This is a genomic window from Actinomadura madurae, from assembly GCF_047130825.1.
GTDB lineage: Bacteria > Actinomycetota > Actinomycetes > Streptosporangiales > Streptosporangiaceae > Spirillospora > Spirillospora madurae.
The window spans coordinates 2,565,208-2,584,505 of record NZ_CP083237.1 but is presented as its reverse complement, the minus strand read 5'-3'; the positions used below and the strand labels follow the sequence as shown (position 1 = coordinate 2,584,505).

The 19,298-nt window shown below is 75.2% G+C and carries 14 protein-coding genes; 4 read left to right on the top strand and 10 right to left on the bottom strand.

Annotated elements, in window-relative coordinates; translation table 11 throughout:
- The first annotated feature begins 113 nt into the window (after nt 1–113).
- Together K8Z49_RS11655 and K8Z49_RS11650 are read left to right on the top strand one after the other, a co-directional pair.
- The gene (locus tag K8Z49_RS11655) at nt 114–1,112 is read left to right on the top strand and encodes a D-2-hydroxyacid dehydrogenase (RefSeq protein ID WP_033333599.1); all 999 of its coding nucleotides are present in this window, start codon (nt 114–116) and stop codon (nt 1,110–1,112) included.
- Nucleotides 1,113–1,114: 2 nt separating this feature from the next.
- Nucleotides 1,115–2,506: an amidase gene (locus K8Z49_RS11650; RefSeq protein ID WP_111831215.1), complete on the top strand. Its 1,392-nt coding sequence runs from the start codon at nt 1,115–1,117 to the stop codon at nt 2,504–2,506.
- A gap of 75 nt (nt 2,507–2,581) precedes the next feature.
- Here the strand turns inward: K8Z49_RS11650 and K8Z49_RS11645 are convergent, their stop codons facing one another.
- A complete protein-coding gene (locus tag K8Z49_RS11645; RefSeq protein ID WP_075020426.1) occupies nt 2,582–3,595 on the bottom strand; it encodes an alcohol dehydrogenase catalytic domain-containing protein in 1,014 nt (337 codons plus the stop codon).
- A gap of 128 nt (nt 3,596–3,723) precedes the next feature.
- Here K8Z49_RS11645 and K8Z49_RS11640 point away from each other — a divergent pair, with 128 nt between their 5' ends.
- A complete protein-coding gene (locus K8Z49_RS11640) occupies nt 3,724–4,419 on the top strand; it encodes a TetR/AcrR family transcriptional regulator (RefSeq protein ID WP_021596186.1) in 696 nt (231 codons plus the stop codon).
- A 27-nt stretch (nt 4,420–4,446) separates the two neighbouring features.
- Here K8Z49_RS11640 and K8Z49_RS11635 read toward each other — a convergent pair whose 3' ends face one another.
- The 4 genes from K8Z49_RS11635 to K8Z49_RS11620 all read right to left on the bottom strand — a co-directional run bounded on the left by K8Z49_RS11635 (nt 4,447) and on the right by K8Z49_RS11620 (nt 9,637).
- The gene (locus K8Z49_RS11635) at nt 4,447–5,103 is read right to left on the bottom strand and encodes a DUF1707 domain-containing protein (protein ID WP_412518695.1); all 657 of its coding nucleotides are present in this window, start codon (nt 5,101–5,103) and stop codon (nt 4,447–4,449) included.
- Nucleotides 5,104–5,140: 37 nt separating this feature from the next.
- Nucleotides 5,141–7,426 (bottom strand): FdhF/YdeP family oxidoreductase, encoded by a 2,286-nt coding sequence (locus K8Z49_RS11630; RefSeq protein WP_412518693.1) that lies wholly within the window; start codon nt 7,424–7,426, stop codon nt 5,141–5,143.
- Nucleotides 7,427–7,480: 54 nt separating this feature from the next.
- Nucleotides 7,481–8,572: a S1C family serine protease gene (locus tag K8Z49_RS11625; RefSeq protein ID WP_412518691.1), complete on the bottom strand. Its 1,092-nt coding sequence runs from the start codon at nt 8,570–8,572 to the stop codon at nt 7,481–7,483.
- 84 nt (nt 8,573–8,656) lie between these two features.
- Complete coding sequence (locus K8Z49_RS11620) at nt 8,657–9,637, bottom strand: phosphotriesterase family protein (RefSeq protein ID WP_111831217.1); 981 nt, start codon at nt 9,635–9,637, stop codon at nt 8,657–8,659.
- Nucleotides 9,638–9,736: 99 nt separating this feature from the next.
- Here K8Z49_RS11620 and K8Z49_RS11615 point away from each other — a divergent pair, with 99 nt between their 5' ends.
- On the top strand, nt 9,737–10,438 hold the full coding sequence (locus tag K8Z49_RS11615) for a TetR/AcrR family transcriptional regulator (RefSeq protein WP_244938581.1): 702 nt from the start codon (nt 9,737–9,739) through the stop codon (nt 10,436–10,438).
- Here the strand turns inward: K8Z49_RS11615 and K8Z49_RS11610 are convergent.
- From K8Z49_RS11610 to K8Z49_RS11590, 5 genes are read right to left on the bottom strand one after another with little or no spacing between them, the layout of a single operon-like run.
- Complete coding sequence (locus K8Z49_RS11610; protein ID WP_412518688.1) at nt 10,423–11,325, bottom strand: LLM class flavin-dependent oxidoreductase; 903 nt, start codon at nt 11,323–11,325, stop codon at nt 10,423–10,425. The genes K8Z49_RS11615 and K8Z49_RS11610 overlap by 16 nt on opposite strands.
- A 48-nt stretch (nt 11,326–11,373) precedes the next feature.
- The gene (locus K8Z49_RS11605) at nt 11,374–13,092 is read right to left on the bottom strand and encodes a TRAFAC clade GTPase domain-containing protein (RefSeq protein WP_412518686.1); all 1,719 of its coding nucleotides are present in this window, start codon (nt 13,090–13,092) and stop codon (nt 11,374–11,376) included.
- A 4-nt stretch (nt 13,093–13,096) separates the two neighbouring features.
- The gene (locus tag K8Z49_RS11600; RefSeq protein WP_412518684.1) at nt 13,097–15,433 is read right to left on the bottom strand and encodes a hypothetical protein; all 2,337 of its coding nucleotides are present in this window, start codon (nt 15,431–15,433) and stop codon (nt 13,097–13,099) included.
- Nucleotides 15,434–15,435: 2 nt separating this feature from the next.
- Entirely contained in the window at nt 15,436–16,638 is a 1,203-nt protein-coding gene (locus K8Z49_RS11595) for a TRAFAC clade GTPase domain-containing protein (protein ID WP_235206544.1), read from the bottom strand.
- 35 nt (nt 16,639–16,673) lie between these two features.
- The gene (locus K8Z49_RS11590) at nt 16,674–19,295 is read right to left on the bottom strand and encodes a hypothetical protein (RefSeq protein ID WP_111831219.1); all 2,622 of its coding nucleotides are present in this window, start codon (nt 19,293–19,295) and stop codon (nt 16,674–16,676) included.
- Nucleotides 19,296–19,298: the final 3 nt, after the last annotated feature.

The following is a 19,298-nucleotide window of genomic DNA, read 5'->3' as shown; positions in this document are numbered from 1 at the left end:
AGGGCCGTGGTGCACCGCGCTGATTGTTGACAATCCTACGAACGCTTCCTAGCGTGTCAATGCCTCCACGAGTTGCCTTCTCGTAAACTCCGCACACCTCGGAAGTGACGCCGATGGACCCTGTTCAGCACGCCTCCGGCGGCCCGCCCGACGTGGTGGTGCTGGTCGGGGACGTCGAGCCGCGCGGCATGGCGGAGGCCGAGCGCCTCGCGCGGGTCCGTTACGTGCGCGAAACAGAGCTCGCCGAGGCGCTTCCGGGCGCCGACGTCCTCTTCATGTGGGACTTCCTTTCCGACGCCCTCGCGGGGGCCTGGCCGGCGTCCGGCGGGCCCGGGTGGGTGCACATCGCGAGCGCCGGCGTCGACCGGCTGATGTTCCCGGCCCTCATCGAGAGTGAGACTAAAGTCACCAATTCGCGAGGTGTGTTCGACGAGCCGATCGCCGAGTACGTCCTCGGGCTGGTGCTGGCCTTCGCCAAGGACCTGCCGGGCACGCTGCGCCTTCAGGGCGAGCGTCGCTGGCGGCACCGCGAGACCGAGCGCGTCACCGGGTCCCGCGCGCTCGTCGTCGGCACCGGCCCGATCGGCCGCGCCATCGGCCGCCGGCTGTCCGCGGCGGGCCTGGCCGTCACCGGCGCCGGCCGCACCGCCCGCGACGCCGATCCCGACCTCGGCCTCGTCCATCCGATGGAGCGGCTGGACGAGGCGCTCGCCGAGGCCGACTACGTGGTGCTCGCCGCCCCTCTCACCCCGCAGACCCGCGGCATGATCGACGCCGCCGCGCTGGACCGGATGCGGCCGTCCGCGCGGCTGATCAACGTGGGCCGGGGCGCGCTGGTGGCCGAACCCGACCTCGTCAAGGCGCTGCGGGCCGGCCGGATAGCGGGCGCCGCGCTCGACGTCTTCGAGGACGAGCCGCTGCCGCCGTCCTCGCCCCTGTGGGACATGCCGAACGTCATCGTGTCCCCGCACATGTCCGGCGACGTGATCGGCTGGCGGGACGAGCTGGTCCGGCTGTTCGCCGCCAATCTCGGCCGCTACGTGTCCGGCCGCCCGCTCCGCAACGTCGTGGACAAGCGGCTCGGCTATGTGGGTTCGAACCAGAGGGGGTAGCCATGGCCGACGCGGCCGATCTGACCGCGACCGAACTGGTGGAGGCGTACGCGGCCGGGACGCTCTCCCCGGTCGAGGCCGCCGAGGCCGTCCTCGCCCGGATACGGCGGGACGACCCGGAGCTCAACGCGTTCTGCCTGGTCGACGAGGAGACCACGCTCGACATGGCCCGTGAGGCGGCCGGGCGGTGGCGGCGGGGCGCGACCCTCGGGCCGCTGGACGGCGTGCCCGTCTCCATCAAGGACGTCCTGCTCACCCGGGGCTGGCCGACGCTGCGCGGCTCGACGACGATCGACCCGGCGGGCCCGTGGGACGAGGACGCCCCGTCGGTGGCCCGCCTGCGCGAGCAGGGCGCGGTGTTCGTCGGGAAGACGACGACGCCCGAGTTCGCCTGGAAGGGCGTGACCGACAACCCGCTGACCGGCGTCACCCGCAACCCGCGGGACCCGTCCCGCACGCCGGGCGGGTCGTCCGGCGGCGCGGCGGCGGCCGTCGCGGCGGGGATGGCGCCGCTCGCGCTCGGCACCGACGGCGGCGGCTCGGTGCGCATCCCGGCCGCGTTCACCGGCACGTTCACCATCAAGCCGACGTACGGCCGCGTCCCGCACTACCCGGCGAGCCCGTTCGGGACGCTCGCGCACACCGGCCCGATGACCACCACCGTGGCCGACGCCGCCCTGCTCCTGGACGTGATCTGCGGCGCCGACGGCCGCGACTGGTCGTCGCTGCCGCCGCCGGAGGTCCCGTTCACCGAGGCGGGCCCGGACGACCTGACCGGCCTGCGGATCGCCTTCAGCCCCGACCTCGGGTTCGCGCGGGTCGACCCGGAGGTCGCGGCGTCCGTCGCCGCCGCCGCCGAGGTCTTCACCGAGCTGGGCGCGAAGGTGGAGCAGGCCGATCCCGGCTTCGGCGACCCCGTCGAGGAGTTCGAGGTCCTGTGGTTCGCGGGCGCGGCCAAGGTGGTCGAGCACCTTCCGCCGGAGGCGTTCGCGCGCCTGGACCCGGGCCTGCGGGAGATCTGCGAGCAGGGCGCGCGGTACTCGGCCGTCGAGTACCTCACCGCCACCGCCCGCCGGATGGAGCTGGGCCGGCTGATGGGCCTGTTCCACGAGCGGTACGACCTGCTGCTCACCCCGACGATGCCGATCGCCGCGTTCGAGGCCGGGCGGGAGGTCCCGCCGGGCTCGCCGTCCCCGCGCTGGACGAGCTGGACCCCGTTCACCTACCCGTTCAACATGACGCAGCAGCCGGCCGCGAGCCTGCCGTGCGGCCTCACCTCCGGCGGCCTGCCGGTCGGCCTCCAGGTCGTCGGCGCCCGGCACGCCGACGCCCTGGTCATGGCCGCGTGCGCCGCCTACGAGAAGGCGCGGCCGTGGCGGGGACGGCGGCCGTAGCGGAGCGTCGGCGGAGTGGAGGTCGCCGGCTCCGCACCGCGGGGGTTCCGGGGGTCCCCCCCAGGAAGGGCACGTTCACGCGAAGGTGATGACGGCGCGGCCCCGGTGGGTGCCCTCGTCCATCGCGGCGAGGACGCGCGGGGCGTCGTCCAGGGTGACGGGCGTCACCTCGGGGACGATGCCGTGCGCCTTCGCGAAGGCGAGCGTGTCGCGCAGGTCGTGCGGTGAGCCGGACGGCACGCCCATCACCCGCAGCCGGTTCGAGACGAGCGCCGCCGGCGGCACGCTGACGTTCTCGGCGCCCATGCCGAGGTAGAGCAGGGTGCCGTCGGGGCGCAGGCCGCCGAAGGCGGCGAGGCCGGTCCCGGTGTCGGGCGCGGTGTTGGCGACCACGTCGGCGCCGCCCCATGCCCGCAGCGCCTCCGCCGGGTCCTGCTCCCGCGTCGCGACGAACACCTCGGCGCCGGCGTCCAGCGCCTCCTTCTCGGCGCGCCGCGACCGGGACACCACGGCGACGCGGGCGCCCATGGCGGCGGCGAACCGGAGCGCCATCGTCCCGACGCCGCCGGTGCCGAGCACGGCGACCTTCGACCCGGCGGCGGTGCCGGCGTGGCGGAGCCCGTTGAACGCGGTGATCCCGGCGCACATCAGCGGCGCGCCGGCGACCGGGTCGAGGCCGTCCGGGAGCGGGGTGACGAACCCGGCGCGGCCCACGAAGTACTCGGCGTAGCCGCCGTCGGTGTTCACGCCGGTGACCCGCTTCGGCGCCCCGGTGCACAGGATCTGGTCACCGCGGACGCACTGGTCGCAGGTTCCGCACGACCCGTGGATCCATCCGGTGCCGACCGGCGTACCGACCTCGGGCCACGTGACGCCGTCGCCCAGCGCGGCGACGACGCCGCTGATCTCGTGCCCGGGGACGGCGGGGAACGTCCCGAACGGGTAGTGGCCCCGCAGGTGGTTGACCTCGGAGAAGCACATCCCGCAGGCGGTGACCCTCACCAGGATCTCGCCGGGGCCCGGCTCGGGCACCTCCCGCTCGACGATCTCCAGCGGCTTGCCCGGCCCGGAAAGCACGGCGCTGCGCATGGCCGCGCCCCCTCTCGTGTCTCGTGACGGCCGTCCGACCGTCTATAGCGTTGGTACGAGAAGGACTATAGTCGCGCTACACGAGTTGTGCATAGCGATGTTCGGAAATTTTCTGTAGCATCGTTGTTGTGACTGCTCGGAAGGACCTCGCCACCCGGGACCGGATCGTCCACGCGGCGGCCCGGCTGCTCACCGAGGCGAACGGCGAGCCCGTCTCGACGCGGGCCGTGTGCACCGCCGCCGGCGTCGGGGCGCCGACGCTCTACCACCACTTCGGCGACAAGCAGGGCCTGTTCGACGCCGTCGCGGCGTACGGGTTCGACGAGTACCTGGCGAGCAAGCGCGCGCAGGGCACCACCGGCGACCCGGTCGACGACCTGCGCCGGGGCTGGGACCTGCACGTCGAGTACGGCGTCACCCACCCGGCGTTCTACACGCTGATGTACGGGACGTCCCGGACCCCCGCCGCGGCGAAGGAGGCGGACGCCATCCTGCTGGGCCTGATCGAGGCCGTCGCGCGGGCGGGCCGCCTCCGCGTCCCCGTGGAGACCGCCGCGCGCGTCATCCACGCCGCGGGGGTCGGGGTCACGCTCACGCTGATCGCGGCACCCGCCGGGGAGGAGGGCGACCGGGAGACGTCGGTCCGGACGCGCGAGGCCGTTCTCGCCGCCGTCACCGTCCCGCCCGACGCGGCCCCCCTCGCCGACGCCGTGGCCCTGAAGGCCGCCGCCCTGAAGGCGGCCCTGGCCGCCGCCCCGCCGCCCGCCCTGAGCGCCTCGGAGACGGCACTGCTCAACGAGTGGCTCGACCGCCTCGCCGGCTGACCCGCTCCGCGTCAGGCGGCGCGGCGCCTACTCGCTTCCGAGCTCCTTCTTCTGCTGCTTCTTCTTCTGCCGGCTGGACTTGCGGCGCTTCACGCCGACGCCGCCCCAGAACGCCAGGCCCTTCACCACCACCGTGGGCGAGCCGGGGACGCCCGGGCCGCTCGCCCGCTGGTCGAAGCCGCCCATGATGCCGAGGCCCTTGACGTGCACGGTGATGTCGTCCGGCACGATGATCTCGAACCCGCCCATGATCGCCAGCGCCCGGATCGTGACCGTGCCCTCGTCGAACCGGGCCTCGCGCAGGTCGATCTTGCCGCCGCCCCAGAACGCGAACGCGCTGAACTTGCGGGGGACGTTCCACACGCCCGAGCGCTGGAACCCGCTCATGACCCCGATGCCGCTCTTCCAGGACGGCGCGCCCTCCACCGGCCGCCAGTCCGCGCCGGACACCGGCGCCGGCGGCGCGGCCGTGCCCGGCGCCGGCAGGTCGCGGGTGAGCGGCTCCAGGTCCGCGTACGTCTTCGCCGCGTACACCGCGTCCAGCCGCTCGTCCAGCTCGGCGAGCGTCAGCCGCCCGTCGCCGGCCGCGTCGCGCAGCACGTGCGCGACGCGCTCGCGGTCGGCGTCGCCGGCCCGCATCTCCGGCGCTCCGGGCGTCCCGGCATGCTCGGGGAGGTTCGTCATGCCCGCAGCCTAAACCAGCGTCCGCGGCGGGACTACATCACCGCGAGGACGCGGGCTCCAGGCGGATGACGACCGATTTGGAGGTGGGCGTGTTGCTGACCTCGGCGGTGCTGTCGAGGGGGACGAGGACGTTGGTCTCCGGGAAGTACGCCGCCGCGCACCCCGGCGCCGTCGGGTAGGCGACGGCGCGGAACGCGGGTGCGCGGCGCTCGGTGCCGTCCGACCACTCCGACACGAGGTCGACGAGCGCGCCGTCGGCGAGGCCCAGACCGGAGAGGTCGGCGGGGTTGACGAACACGACGCGGCGCCCGGCCTTGACGCCGCGGTAGCGGTCGTCCAGCCCGTAGATCGTGGTGTTGTACTGGTCGTGGCTGCGGACGGTCTGGAGCAGCAGCCGCCCCTCCGGGATCCGGAGGACCTCCAGCTCGTTCACCGTCAGGTTGGCCTTGCCGGTCGCGGTCGGGAACCGCCGCTCGTCGCGGGGCGCGTGGGGGAGCGTGAACCCGCCCGCCTCGCGGATGCGGGCGTTGTAGTCCTCGAACCCGGGGACGACCCGGGAGACGTGGTCGCGGATCACGTCGTAGTCGCGCTCCATCGCGTCCCAGCCGATGCCCGATCCGGGGAGGACGGCCTGGGCGAGCCGGCAGACGATGGACACCTCCGACAGCAGCCGGTCCGACGCCGGGGCGAGGCGGCCGCGCGAGGCGTGCACCATGCCCATCGAGTCCTCGACCGAGACGAACTGCGGCCCCGACCCCTGCTCGTCGCGCTCGGTGCGGCCGAGCGTGGGCAGGATCAGCGCCACCTCGCCGGCCACCGCGTGCGACCGGTTGAGCTTGGTGGACACCTGGGCGGTCAGCCGGCAGCTCCGCAGCGCGGCCTCGGTCACGGCGGAGTCGGGGGTGGCGCGGACGAAGTTGCCGCCCATGCCGAGGAAGACCTTCGCCCTGCCGTCCCGCATGGCGCGGATCGCGTCCACCGTGTCGACGCCGTGCTCGCGCGGCGGCTCGAACCCGAACTCGGCGGCCAGGGCGTCCAGGAAGGCGGGCTTCGGCTTCTCCCAGATGCCCATCGTCCGGTCGCCCTGCACGTTGGAGTGGCCGCGCACCGGGCAGACGCCCGCGCCGGGCCGCCCGATGTTGCCGCGCAGCAGCAGGAAGTTGACGATCTCGCGGATCGTCGGCACCGAGTTGCGGTGCTGGGTGAGGCCCATCGCCCAGCAGACGATGATCCGCTTCGCGGCGAGGACGTCGCCGAGCGTCGCGGCGATCTCCCCGCGGGTCAGGCCGGTCGCCTCCAGCACGTCGTCCCAGTCCAGGCCGAGGACGTGCTCGCGGAACGCGTCCACGCCGTGGGCGTGGGCGTCGAGGAACCCGTGGTCGACGGCGTCGGGCGCGTCCGACTCCAGCAGCATCCGGTTGAGCGCCTGGAACAGGGCCAGGTCGCCGTTCAGCCTGATCTGCAGGAACCGGTCGGCGAGCACCGTGCCCTGGCCCGTCACCCCGGACGGCCGCTGCGGGTTCTTGAACCGCATCAGCCCCGCCTCGGGCAGCGGGTTGACGGCGATGATCCGCGCGCCCTCCTTCTTGGCCCGCTCCAGCGCCGACAGCATGCGCGGATGGTTCGTGCCCGGGTTCTGCCCGACGACGAAGATGAGATCGGCCCGGTAGAGGTCGTCCAGCAGCACCGAGCCCTTGCCGATGCCGAGGGTCTCGCTCAGCGCGGACCCCGACGACTCGTGGCACATGTTGCTGCAGTCCGGAAGGTTGTTCGTGCCGAACGCGCGGGCGAAGAGCTGGTAGGCGAACGCGGCCTCGTTGCTCGTCCGGCCGGAGGTGTAGAAGACCGCCTCGTCCGGCGACTCCAGCGCGGTCAGCTCGGCCGCCAGCAGCCGGAACGCCTCGTCCCACGACACCGGCTCGTAGTGCTCGGACCCGGCCCGCTTCACCATCGGCTCGGTCAGCCGCCCCTGCTGCCCGAGCCAGTGGTCGGACCGCTCGGCCAGCTCCCCGACGGTGTGCGCGGCGAAGAACTCCCGGGTGATCCGCCGCGTCGTCGCCTCCTCGGCGACCGCCTTCGCGCCGTTCTCGCAGAACTCGGCGACGTGCCGGTGGTCGCCCTCCGGCCACGCGCAGCCGGGGCAGTCGAACCCCTGCTTCTGGTTGACGCGCAGCAGGGTCAGCGCCGTCCGGCGGACGCCCATCTGCTCGTACGACCGGCGCAGCGCGGCCGTCACCCCGGGCACGCCCGCCGCCCACGCCTTCGGTTTGGAGACCTCCAGACCCGAGTCGTCGAAGTCACCGGCGGGCGCCTTGCGCGTCATAGGGCCACATCCTCATGGTCGTCCGACCGTTCTACTGTCGCACGATAACCAGTCCTACTGCGGCGGGCCTTCCGCCAGGCGGAGGGTCGTCCCCGACCGGCCGCCGTCGCGCGTCGTCCATTCGATGCGGACGACCTCCCCCGGGTGGTGGGACAGCATCAGGGCGGTGAGCGCGGCGGGCGTGTCGACCGCGCTCTCGCCGAGGGTGACGATCGCGGCGCCGACGGGGATCCCCGCCGTCGCGGCGGGCGAGCCGGGCACCAGCTCGGTGACCAGCGCGCCCGGCGAGCCGCCGTTGGAGCGGACCTTGACGCCGAGCATGGCGGTCCTGCCGATGTGCACGGTCGAGGACGCCTCGCCGCGCTGGATCTGCCGGGCGATCTCCAGCGCCCGGTCGGACGGGATGGCGTACCCGCGGTGGTCCTTCTTCCGCTCCGCGCCCTTCACCGAGAACCCGGCGGACGCGGCGGTGTTGATCCCGATGACCTTGCCGGTGGAGTCCAGCAGCGGGCCGCCGGAGTCGCCCGGCTTGATCGGGGCGCTGGTCTCGATCAGGCCGGTCAGTCGCTCGGAGGTCCCGTTGCTGTCGTCGCGCGCGGTGACGGACTGGTCCAGGGCGGTGACCTCGCCGGTGACGACGGTCGGTGTGCCGCCCTTGCCGCCCGCGTTCCCGACGGCGGTCACCGCGTCGCCGACGTGCACCGACGACGCGGAGGCGAACCGGGCGGCCTTCAGCCGGGTCGCGCCGGTCAGGCTGATCACGGCGATGTCGCCCGTCCGGTCGTAGCCGACGACCTGCGCGGTGTAGGTGCGGCGGTTGTCGGTGTCGGTGCCCTTGATCGCGGTGGCGCCCTGGATCACGTGGTTGTTGGTGAGGACGAGGCCGGCCGGGGTGAGCACGATGCCCGTCCCGGCGGCGCGGGTGCCGTTGAGGGTCTGCTCGGTCTCGATGTTGACGACGCCGGGGCGCCGGCCGCTGGGCTTGGCGGGCTTGGTCCTGCTGGGGCCCGCGTCGACGGGCGGCGCGACGTCGTCGGTGCCCTCCTCCATCACCCGGCAGCCCGGGGCGAGGAGGGCCAGCAGCGTGACGAGGAGGATCGGCAGCAGGCCGCGGGCACCGCGCCGCACGGGTCCCTCGCTCACCATGGGCCTCCTCCCGTGCAGGTTCCTCCCATGATTCCCGATTTCGAGGGAATAGTCGCCGGGCCGATCCCCGGGACGCGCGGAGCGTCAGCGGGTGAAGTACCGCCTCGGGTTGCCGACCAGCATCTGGTCGATCTGCGCGTCGGTGACGCCCGCCTCGCGCAGCGCGGGCAGGACGTCGTCGCTGATGTGCCGGTAGTTCCAGTTCGGCTGCATCGCCGGCACCGTCGCCGGGTCCGGGCCGAACCAGTCGATGAAGCAGCTCGCGTCGTGGCTGAGGACGATCCGGTCGGCGTATCCGCGCTCGCACAGCGCCGCGATGGTGGCGACCCGGTCGGCGGTCGGGTTGATGATGTCGAGGCCGAACCGGTCCATGCCGAGGATCGCGCCGGTGTCGGCCAGCTCCATGAGGTAGTCGAGGTCGTTGCTGTCGCCCGCGTGCCCGATCACGAGCCTGGTGAGGTCGACGCCCTCCTTGCCGAGCAGGTCCACGACCGTCCGGCCCGCGTGGACCGAGCTCTCGGTGTGGACGGTGAGCGGCGCGCCCGTCTCGCGGTGCGCCCCGGCGACGGCGCGCAAAATGCGCTCGACACCCGGCGTGAGGCCGGGGTGGTCCACGGCGCACTTGAGGAAGGCGGCCTTGACCCCGGTCCCGCCGATGCCCTCGGTGAGGTCGCGGATGAAGAGGCCGGTCATCGGGTCCGGGCCCTCGTCCAGCATCGTGCCGGGGCCCCGGTGGTGGAACTGGAAGGGGACGTCGTTGTAGGTGTAGATGCCCGTGGCCACGATGATGCCGAGTTCGGGGACCCGCTCGTTGATGCGCTGGATCCGGGGGATGTAGCGGCCGAGCCCCCACACGGTGGGGTCGGCGATGGTGCCGATGCCCCGCTCCACCAGCTCGCGGAGCTTGCCGACGGCGTCGGCGACCTTCTCCTCCTCGTCCCACCAGTCGCCGGCGCCGTAGTTGTGGACGTGCTCGCTCCCGAGGACGAAGACGTGCTCGTGCATCAGCGTGGGTCCGAGGCCGGCGACGTCGACGGGGCCGCGGACGGTCTCAACTGCGGGCATCGGCTTTCCCTCTCCCTGCATACCGACTGGTCGGTTTCTGGCAAGCTATGCGCAGGACACATCCGAGTCAACGCCCGCGCGCACCAGGGAGGTGCCCAGGTGACGGAGACGGAACCGACGCCGGTCCCCGAGCCGGCGCCGCCCGAGTCGACCCTGTCCGAGTCCACGGTGCCCGAGTCCACGGTCCCGGTCAGGCAGAGCGCGGTCGAGCGGCGGATCCTGGACGCCGCGCTCCGGCTGTTCGCCGAGCGCGGCTTCGACGGCACGTCCGTCCAGGGCATCGTGGAGGCCGCCGAGGTCACCAAGGGCGCCCTCTACCACTACTTCGACTCCAAGGACGATCTCCTCTACGAGATCTACCACTCGCTGATCGCCCGGCAGCTCGCCGACCTCGGCGCCGTGCTGGCGGAGGGGCCGCCGCCCCGCGAGGCACTGCACGCGGTGCTGACCGGGCTGGTCCGCAGCACCGCCGAGCACATCGACGAGGCCAAGGTGTTCTCCCGCGAGATGCACCGGCTGGACAGCGCCCGGATGCGGTCGATCCGCGCCGACCGGCGCCGCTACCACGTGACGTTCCGCGGCATCGTCGAGCAAGGCCAGCGGGACGGCGTGTTCGGCACCGCGACGCCCGCCGAGACCGTCACGATCGTCGCGCTCGGCATGGTCAACCAGATGCCCTCCTGGTACCGCGCCGACGGCCCGAAGACCGCCGACCGGCTCGCAGGCGAGGTCGCGGGCTTCGTCCTGGACGCCCTGGACCGGGGCGCCGCCCCCGGCGCGGACGCTCAGCGCCGCGTCTGAAGGGGCAGCGCGGCGTCGCGGACGTCGGCCAGCTCGGCGTCCCAGCCGGCGGGCGGCGCCAGCGGCGTCAGCACGAACTTCGACAGGCCCGCCTCGACGAGCCGCTTCAGGTGCGCCTGCACCCCGTCCAGGTCGGGGACGAGATCGCCCGCCGGCGCCGGACCGGCGACCCGCCGGACGCGCGCCAGCCGCTCCTCGGCCTCCGCCAGCAGCGGCCCGCGCCGGTAGGGGACGATCGCGCCGAAGTGCTCCTCCTCGATCTCGCGTCCCGCGCCCGCCGCCGCCTCCTGGACGATCCGCCGGCCGCGCTCGGCCTCCGCCGGGGTGGTGAACGCGGCGAGCCACCCGTCCGAGAGCCGCCCGGTGCGGCGCAGTTCCGCGTCGGACGTCCCGCCCATCCACACGTCGAAGCCGCGCGCGGCCGGTTTCGGCAGCACGCGCAGCCGCTCGTAGTGGAACCGCGGGCCGTCGTGGGTGACCTCGTCCTCGGCCCAGAACCGGCGCAGCAGCGGCAGCGCCTCCTCGAAGATCGCGGCGCGCTCCTCCCGCCGCACCCCGAACGCCTGCTGCTCGCCCGCGTGCCGCTGCCCGAGCCCGAACGCGGGCAGCAGCCGCCCGCCCGAGACCACGTCCAGCGAGGCCAGCTCCTTGGCGAGGACCGCGGGGGAGCGCCCCGGCAGCGCCATCACGGCGGTGCCGAACTTGATCCGGGACGTCAGCGCCGCCGCGTAGGTCATCGTCACCACGGGGTCCAGCACGGGCCCGGTGACCCGCTCGGTCACCCAGAGGGAGTCGAACCCCTCGCGTTCGAGGCCGCGCGCGAGGGCGGCCAGCGCGTCCGGCCCGAGCGTGGACGCGGCGGGGGCCATGCCGATGCGAATGATCACATCTCGACCGTACGCGGCGTCAGTTCTGTGACACAACCCTGTAGGTGTCTAGAACGGGAAGCGCTCCGCCGCGGCGACGACCGCGCCGGTCACCGTGGCGATGGTGAGGACCGACACCCCCGCGAGGACGGCCCACCGCCCGGCCTGGTAGCCGACGGGCACGCGGCCCGAGCCGCGGCCGCGCACCGGCCAGGGGGCGCGCAGCGGCGCCGTCCCCGGCAGCTCCTGCGGGGCGTCGGTGAGCGGCCGGTCGCCGTTGGACGCCCCGGCCGCGGGCAGCCCGGTCACCCAGCCGAGCAGGTCGGCGACGCCGGCGGGCTCGGTGCCGAGGCCGGACGCGAAGTACCGCACCTGGGCGGCGACCTGGTCGAGGGCGCGGACGGTGTTGCCGAGCCCGACGCGCCCGAGCCATTCGCGCAGGTCGGTGTCGTCCAGGCCGCGGCCGATCTCGGTGCGGGTCAGCAGGTCGGTCTTGGTGACGATCACGGCGACGCGCTTCTGCCGCCCCTGGTCGGGGCGGGAGCGGAGCTCGTTCAGCACCCGCTGCAGGGTGTCGGCGGGGTCCTCCTCCGACGACGCGGCGGCCTCGTCGACGAACGCGCACTCGTCCCCGGTCAGCGTCCGGCGCAGCTGGGGGAGCGCGAGCGGGTCGACGATGAACAGCAGCGCCTCGCTGTGGTCCAGGTAGCGCAGCGACCTGACCTCCGTGGCGCCGGTGTAGTGCTCCCCGGCGGGGTCGAACAGGTAGAGGATCCGCCGGGCCCGCCCCGGCAGCTCCACGTCCACCATGGTCGCGAGGGGGAGCTCCGGCCCGGTCTTGGCGAGCCGCCCGCCGCGCTCGAACTCGCGGATCGCGCCCGCGTACGCCTGCGCGTGCCGCTGCTCGACGAACGCCAGGCGCCCGTGCACGGCGCGGGCCCGCGCGTGCAGGGCGCGGATGCCGAGGACCATGAACGTCGTCTTCCCCGCGGCCGGGCCGCCGACGAACGGCAGCGGCTCCACGCGGACGCGCCCGATCCGCTCGGGCAGGCGACCGCCGCAGTGCGGGCAGTACGCGGCCAGCCGGAAGCGCCCGAGCGGGACGGTCGTGGGCAGCCGCGCGCCGCAGCGGCACACGTGCCGGAAGGCGCCCCCCGCTCCGGGCGCGAGATGCGGGTGCCGGGCCCCGCAGCCGGGGCACTCGTACTCGGGCAGGCCGATGCGCTCGTAGCAGAAGGGGTGCGGGCACGTCTGCAGGATGCGTCCGTACATCATGAAGCCGCGCTCCACCGCCGCGAGGACGAGCACGCACCCGAGCCACACGGCGAGGCCGAGCGCGGCGACCAGCCCGTACAGGACGGTCAGCGCCAGCACGAACACCGAGGCGGGCACGGCCGCCGCGGCGATGCCCGCGCACAGCGCCAGCCAGGCGGGGAAGACGAAGAAGCCCCACGGGCCGCCGAGCAGCGTCCGCGTCAGCTTCAGCACGACGCCCCTGGCCGTCCGGTACACCTGCGGGACGACGGTGCGGCTGATCGTCCACCAGTCGCGCCAGACCTGGCCGAGCAGGTAGTGCCGGTAGGCGATGTCGGGGGCGGCGACCGGGGACGGGCCGTCCAGCGTGGACGGTGCGAGCGTCCGGCACGCGTGCAGGTAGTAGAGGCCGAGCGCGGCCGCCCCGGCGACGACCAGCGTCGCGGCGAACAGAATGGGGAACAGGTACATGAACCCCAGCCACATGGCGGCCAGCCACACGACGATCAGCAGCAGCACGATCACGGGGTGCACGCGCTCACGCCCCCTCTGCCCGCAGGGTGCGCAGCTCCTCGCGCAGGCCGGGCGAGCCCGCGAGATGGGAGTCGATCTGCCGGGCCGCCAGCCACCCGGCGGACGCCGCGGCGGCCCACCGCTCCAGGCCCGGCTCGCGGGCGCCGCCGCGCCGCATCCGCAGCACGACCTCGACCAGGTCGTTGCGCTCCGCGACCTCGGAGGGGCGCAGCGGGCTGCGTCCCGCGCGGGCCCGTTCGCCCAGGCCGGTGATCCAGCGTTCCCCCACGCGGGCGCGGGCGGCCTCGGGGAGGGCGGCGAGGAGGGCGGACCGGAAATGCGGCGGGCGTGCGGTCAGGCTCCGCACGGCGCCGGCGAACGCGCCGTCCGCCACCCGGGCGGTCGCCTCTCCCGGGTCGGCGAGGACGGCGAGCGCCCGCGCGGCCTGCTCGCCCCGCCCGGCCGCGAGCGCCTCCGCGTACGCCTGGACCACCGCCGCGTCCCGCGCGGCGGCGCCGTCCGGGAGCAGTTCCCGCACCCGGGCGGCGAGGCGGAGCGCGGGGAGCTCGCCGAGCTCGGTGCCGGGGTGGTGGGCGAGCTCCCCGAACGTCCGGGACGGGAGGCCGGCGAGCGCCCGGGACGAGGCGAACTCCGCCGCATGGGCTTCGAGGAGACGCAGGCATTCACCCGCCGTGGGCGGTCCTGCCCACACCTCCGCGAGCGCGGGTTCGATCCTGGAGGGCGGCGCTCCGGCGGTCAGCAGCGCGCGGGTGACCGCGATCCGGCGGTCCGGACGCCGCCGCCCGACCGAGGCGAGGACGGGGATCGCGACGTCCGGTTCGGATCCGAGTCCCCCGGCGTGGTCGTACAGCAGGTCGCAGACGTCCGGGTCATGGAGGTCGCCGGGGCCGTCGGCGGCGGCCCGGCGCGCGAGGCCGGTGACCACCCCCTCCATCAGCGGGCCCCGCAGCGCCCCCGGGCAGGCGTCGATCGCGGTCTTCAGCTCGGGGCCCGCGCAGGGCACGGCGTTCGCCGCGGCGCGGGTCACCTCGGCGGGGGCGACGCGGACGCCGGTCAGCGCGGCGACCGCCGCCACGCCCGCGATCTCGGGCAGCGTGCCGGCCGCCGCGAGCGCGGACGTCACGGGCGACTCCTCGCCGGGCGTCTCGCCCGCGACCTCCACGAGGTCGTCCGGCAGCAGGTGGCGCAGCGCCGGCTCTCTCAGGGCCAGCTCCGTGAAACGCCATGCGCACCGCCGCGCGAGGAGTACGTCCCGGGTGCGCCGCGCCCGGTCGTGGAAGGCCAGCAGCAGGGACATCCGCAGGCCCGGGACACTGGGGGCCAGCTCCTCCCACAGCCACTCCGGGACGTCGTCCGGGCGCCGGGACAGCAGCACCGCCGCGGCGTCCTCCTCGGCGGCCGTGAGCCCCTCGTACCGGCGGCCGAGCGCCACCAGGGCCGCGGCCCGCTCCAGCGCCGCCGGCCCGCCCTCGTCCGGGTCGAGAAGGGCCAGTTCGCCCAGGCAGTCGAGGCCCGCGAAGTCGGCGCGCCGCCAGCAGGCGGCGACGATGCGGCCGAAGAGGGACGGCTCCGTACCGAACTCGCCGAAGCCGTACTCGACATTGACGGCGGACGTGTCCCTGGCCTGGGTGCGCGTGGCGGACCAGACCCCGGTGGTCGTGCCCACCAGGCTCTGCGCCGCGGCGTCCGGGTCGGCGGAGTAGGTGGTGAAGGTCAGCCGCGCCGCCGTGTCCACCGGCAGCGAATAGGTGATCAGCGCGATCCAGCGGGCGATCGTCTCGACATGGTCCGCGATGAGGACGAGGCGGCCGTGCCCCTGCTCCAGGACCTTCACGGCGGCGTCGATGAGAAGGGCGAGCGTGCGGTGCGGAGCGTCCAGGCCGGACGAGGCGAGCCAGCGGGCCAGCGCCTCGGGGGACAGCGTGTCGTCCGGAGTCAGCTCCTCCAGCTCCGCGAGCCGGTCGTCCTGCGCGGGCCCGGGCGCCCACAGCGGGGCGTGCCAGAGCTCGGCGGGCCGCAGGCCCTCCAGCTCGGCGGGCTCGGCGACGACCGCGTGGGCGAAGAAGTTGCCGTAGCGGCCCGAGTAGTCGCGGCCCAGGTAGCGGCAGCGCAGCAGCAGCGGCCGGCCGTCCACCCGGTCGTACAGGAACGCGACGGGGAACCTGTCGAGCTCGGCGTCGCGGGGGGCCGGCGGCGCGTCCGGCGGCGGGCGGTACGACAGATGGGGCGTCACCCCGGCCCGCACCCCGTCCGGCAGGCCGGGCGTCTCGGCGACGAACTGGAACCCGGCCCGCCCCGTCGGTCCCCGCCGGGCGGAGGTGTAGTGCAGCTGCCACGCCACGGCTACCCGCCTCCGGGACGGACGCCGTCGAGCATCCCGAACCGGTGCAGGAGCCACAGCAGCGGATCCTCGGCCCGGTACGGGCGGACGCCGCCCGCGCCGACCCGTCCCTCCTCCGGGACGCCGCCGAGCGCCGACAGCCCGAACAGCGCGTGGTCGGCGTACTGCTGCCCGAGGTAGGTGTCCAACTGCCCGGCCTGCCAGTCGTGCAGCAGCGCGCGGACCTGCTCGTGCACCGCGTCCCTGTCGTCCAGGTCGAGGACGCCCTGCCCGGACCGCGACCGGTGCAGCGCCGACTGCGCCAGCAGCGCCGGCCGCAGCACGTCGATCTTGGTGAGCGCGACCGCCACCGGGACGGGCAGCGGCTCGCCCGGCCGGGTGCCGTGCCGCTGCCGGAGCGTCTCGGTGACGCGGGCGATGATGTTCAGCGGCTCGCTGCCCGGGTCCTCGCCGGCCGCGGGCGGCCCGGGGACGGTGTCGCGGACCTGCGTCCGCGCGCCCGGCAGCTCCAGCGGGTCGACCAGGAAGATGATCGCGTCGGCGGCCTCCAGGTACCGCAGGTGCAGGTCGGTGGCCTCCCGGCTGCGCAGGTCCTCGCCCGCGGTGTCGAACAGCACGAGCGCCAGCGAGTCGTTGCGCGGGCGGGAGAAGCGCCCCCGCCGCGTCCTGGTGAGCAGGTACACCAGCGGCTCGCGCGGCCCGGTCGCGGCGCTCGCCGTCGTCGGCAGCAGCCGCCGCTCCTCCAGCAGCGGCCGGGCGAAGTCGCGCTTGTACCGCTCGATCGTCCGGTCGTCGCACGCGACGAGCGAGGCGTCCAGCTCCGTCCCGACCCGGTTCATCAGCTCGTGCAGCAGGACGGCGATGTAGGTGCTCTTGCCGGCGTTCTTCGCGCCGACGAGCGCGACGATCCGGCCGGGGGAGTCGCAGTACGCGGCCGGGAGCGGGTTGTGGCATTCCGGGCAGGCCCGGTTCCCCGTCGGCACCCCGCACTCCGGGCAGCCGGCCCGGCCCTTGCGCCCGGACGCGGCGAACACCGGCGGCAGCGACGCGCCCGCGGTGGACCCGGTGTACTCGGCCAGCTTCTCGTCGAGGACGGGCGCGCACCCCTGCCGCCGCCCGGCCCGCCCGCGGCACCGGAACAGGATGCGCTGCGGCGCGACCGACGCGAAGCAGTACGGGCAGGTGATGCCCTGCCTGGACGGCACGCCGGGGATCCCCGCCCGGGCCAGCGGTCCCGCCATCATCGGACCCGCAGCCGGCGGACGGGCGGATCGCTCAGCTCGACGACGTCGTCGTCGGCGAAGCAGCGCAGCCAGTAGGGGGCGCGCGCGTCCGGCGCGTCCAGCGACAGCTCGCCCGGCACGGGCACCTGCTCCCACACGCCGAGCGTCTCGCCGTCGGCGGCGCGGTGCGGCATCACCTTCCCGGTGCGCAGGACCAGCGACAGCCGCGCCACCCGCAGCGGGTGGGGCGAGGTGAGCCGGACCGTCAGGGTCTTCCGCCATGGCGGCCCCGACCGCAGCACGTCGTACCGGACGATGGTGCGCGCGGCGACCTCCGCCATCACCGGCGGGCCGGTCACCCGGGCGCCGCCCACGGTCCCGGCCGCCGCGACCGACAGCTCGACCGGCTCGTCCTCGGGCACCGCGAGCCGCACCCCGCCCTGGGTGTCGTAGGCGGCGCGGGTCACGGCCTCGCTGGAGGGCGGACCCGCGCCGTGCCGGGGCCCGCCGCCGATCCGGTAGACGACGTCGACCTCGGCGACGTCGGGCGGCCAGTCGAACCCGACGTGCACGTAGGCGCCGCGCCGCTCGGCGACCAGCCGGCGCGGCGGCGGCAGGTTCACGTGCCGGTGGTGGGCGCCGATGGCGGCGGTGCCCTCCGCCACGGTCACCGCGAGCAGCCACCCGCCCCTCCCGGGCCGGACCGCCAGTCCGCCGGATGCCGGCGTGCCCGCGAGCCGCCGCGTCTCCCGCCGCACCTCCTCCAGGGGGACGAGCGCGCTGCGCGGCCACGGCGGCGGGCCGTCCGACAGCACCAGCTCGACCGTCCCGTGGCCGGGCGGGTCGAAGCGGGCCCGCACCAGTCCGGGGTCGGAGGGATCGGTCTCGGCGCTCAGCTCGTACACGGGCTCGGGCGGCGCGCTGGGGGTGGCCGACGCCCGCACGCCGTCCGTCGTGACCTCCCGCCCGGACGGGTCGAGGTAGACGGCGCAGATCCGGTAGTGGTGGGTCCGCCCGTTCGGGACGCGCTCCCGGAACCCGTCCCGGCCGGCCGCGACGGCCTGCCCATCGCGGACGACGACGACCCGCGCCGCCTCCGCCGGGCACCGCCAGCGCCCCGTCACCTGCCCGTCCCCGGGCAGCAGCTCGACCTCGGCGGGCTCCGGCCGCACGGTCAGCGGCCCGGCCACGGCGGGAGGGGCGGCGGCGTCTCCGCGCATCGCGAACACCGCGTAGTACACGGGCGCGTTCACCGGCGGCCGCTCGTCGAGCGCCCCGCCGATCGCGTCCCCGTCCCGGACGTCGCGCGGGGCCCGCCCCGTCCGCCGCACGACGTGGTAGAGCACCTCGCCCGCGGTGGACGGCGACCGCTCCCACGACAGCCGCACCGACGCGCGGCCGTCACCGCCCGTGCCGGGGTCGATGTCGGCGTGCAGGGCGGGGACGGGACGTGGCGGGAGGCGGCGCCGGTGCGCCTCGGCACCGGGAAGGTCGCGGACGAGGCGGAGCGCGTCGGACAGGAGGCGGAACGCGCGGTCGGGGTCGGCCTCGGCGGTGGCGGCCTCGCGGAGGCGCAGCGCGGTGTCGAGGCGGTGCCGGGCCTCGGCGGCGAGGACCTCCTCCTCCGGGGGCTCGGTGCCGGGTGCCGGATGCGGCACCTGCGCGGCGTCGGCCAGCTCGGACGCGGCGTACACGTCGCCGGCGTCCAGCAGGGCGCGGAGCCGTCCCGCGAGGCCGCCGCCCGGCCCGGTCTCGCGGACGACGGCGAACACCAGGCGGCGCGCGTCGCCCTGCTCGACGCCGAGGTCCTCGACCGCGTACTGGAGCAGGGCGCGCTCGGACGCCCGCTGCCGCAGCCGCTCGCGGAGCCGGTCGGCCACGTCGAACAGCAGCAGGTCCGCCGGCTCGGCCCCCGACCGCAGCGCCGCCAGGATCGTGTCGGCGTGCGTGGTGCTGGTGTCGCGGCTGCGGCGCGCCCACTCGGCGCCGGCCGCCGCCACCGCGTCCTTGTCCAGGCGCAGGGTCCCGCCGGGCTCGGCGAAGCCGTCCAGCAGCCGGATCGGGCCGGTCAGCCGCGTCCCGAACACGAAGTCGGCGAGGTGCCGCCTGCCGAGGACGTCGAGCGACTCCTGCACCTTGCGGAACGCCGGGTAGGGCGCGGCGGTCGGCAGCGGGTCCGGGTCGCGGATCTCGATGCGGTCGGCGGCGGCCAGCTCGGCCAGCTCGGCGCGGGTGACGCCCGCGGTGCGGGCGATGGCCTCCAGCTCGGCGGGCGCCGCCATCCGCAGCGCCCCGGCCGCGTCGGCGAGCCGGGCGCGGGCCCGGCCGCGGCGCCGCTCGCCGCGCTCCCGGCCGCCGCGCAGCCGCGCCTCCAGCGGCCGCAGGTCGCCGCGCTCGGCGGCGGAGAACAGCGGGGCCAGCTCGCGGTGCTCGGCCTCCAGCCGGTCGATCAGCTTGCGGTACTTCAGCTGCCCGCGCGCCCGCCGCCAGCACTGCCGGACCTGCTTCACCCGCGCCGCGACGTCTTCCCCGGTGAGCTCGTGGAGCGCGTAGCGGACGCGCAGGTCCTCGGGGGGCTGGTCGCCCGCGGCCCGCGCGGGCTCCAGCACCTCCCGCCGGTAGTCGTCGTCGAACGCCACGGG

Bases quoted from the DNA above. Each gene is read 5' to 3' on its own strand.
- K8Z49_RS11655 (WP_033333599.1), top strand. From the start codon at position 114: ATGGACCCTGTTCAGCACGCCTCCGGCGGCCCGCCCGACGTGGTGGTG.
- K8Z49_RS11650 (WP_111831215.1), top strand. From the start codon at position 1,115: ATGGCCGACGCGGCCGATCTGACCGCGACCGAACTGGTGGAGGCGTAC.
- K8Z49_RS11645 (WP_075020426.1), bottom strand. From the start codon at position 3,595: ATGCGCAGCGCCGTGCTTTCCGGGCCGGGCAAGCCGCTGGAGATCGTC.
- K8Z49_RS11635 (WP_412518695.1), bottom strand. From the start codon at position 5,103: ATGACGAACCTCCCCGAGCATGCCGGGACGCCCGGAGCGCCGGAGATG.
- K8Z49_RS11630 (WP_412518693.1), bottom strand. From the start codon at position 7,426: ATGACGCGCAAGGCGCCCGCCGGTGACTTCGACGACTCGGGTCTGGAG.
- K8Z49_RS11625 (WP_412518691.1), bottom strand. From the start codon at position 8,572: ATGGTGAGCGAGGGACCCGTGCGGCGCGGTGCCCGCGGCCTGCTGCCG.
- K8Z49_RS11620 (WP_111831217.1), bottom strand. From the start codon at position 9,637: ATGCCCGCAGTTGAGACCGTCCGCGGCCCCGTCGACGTCGCCGGCCTC.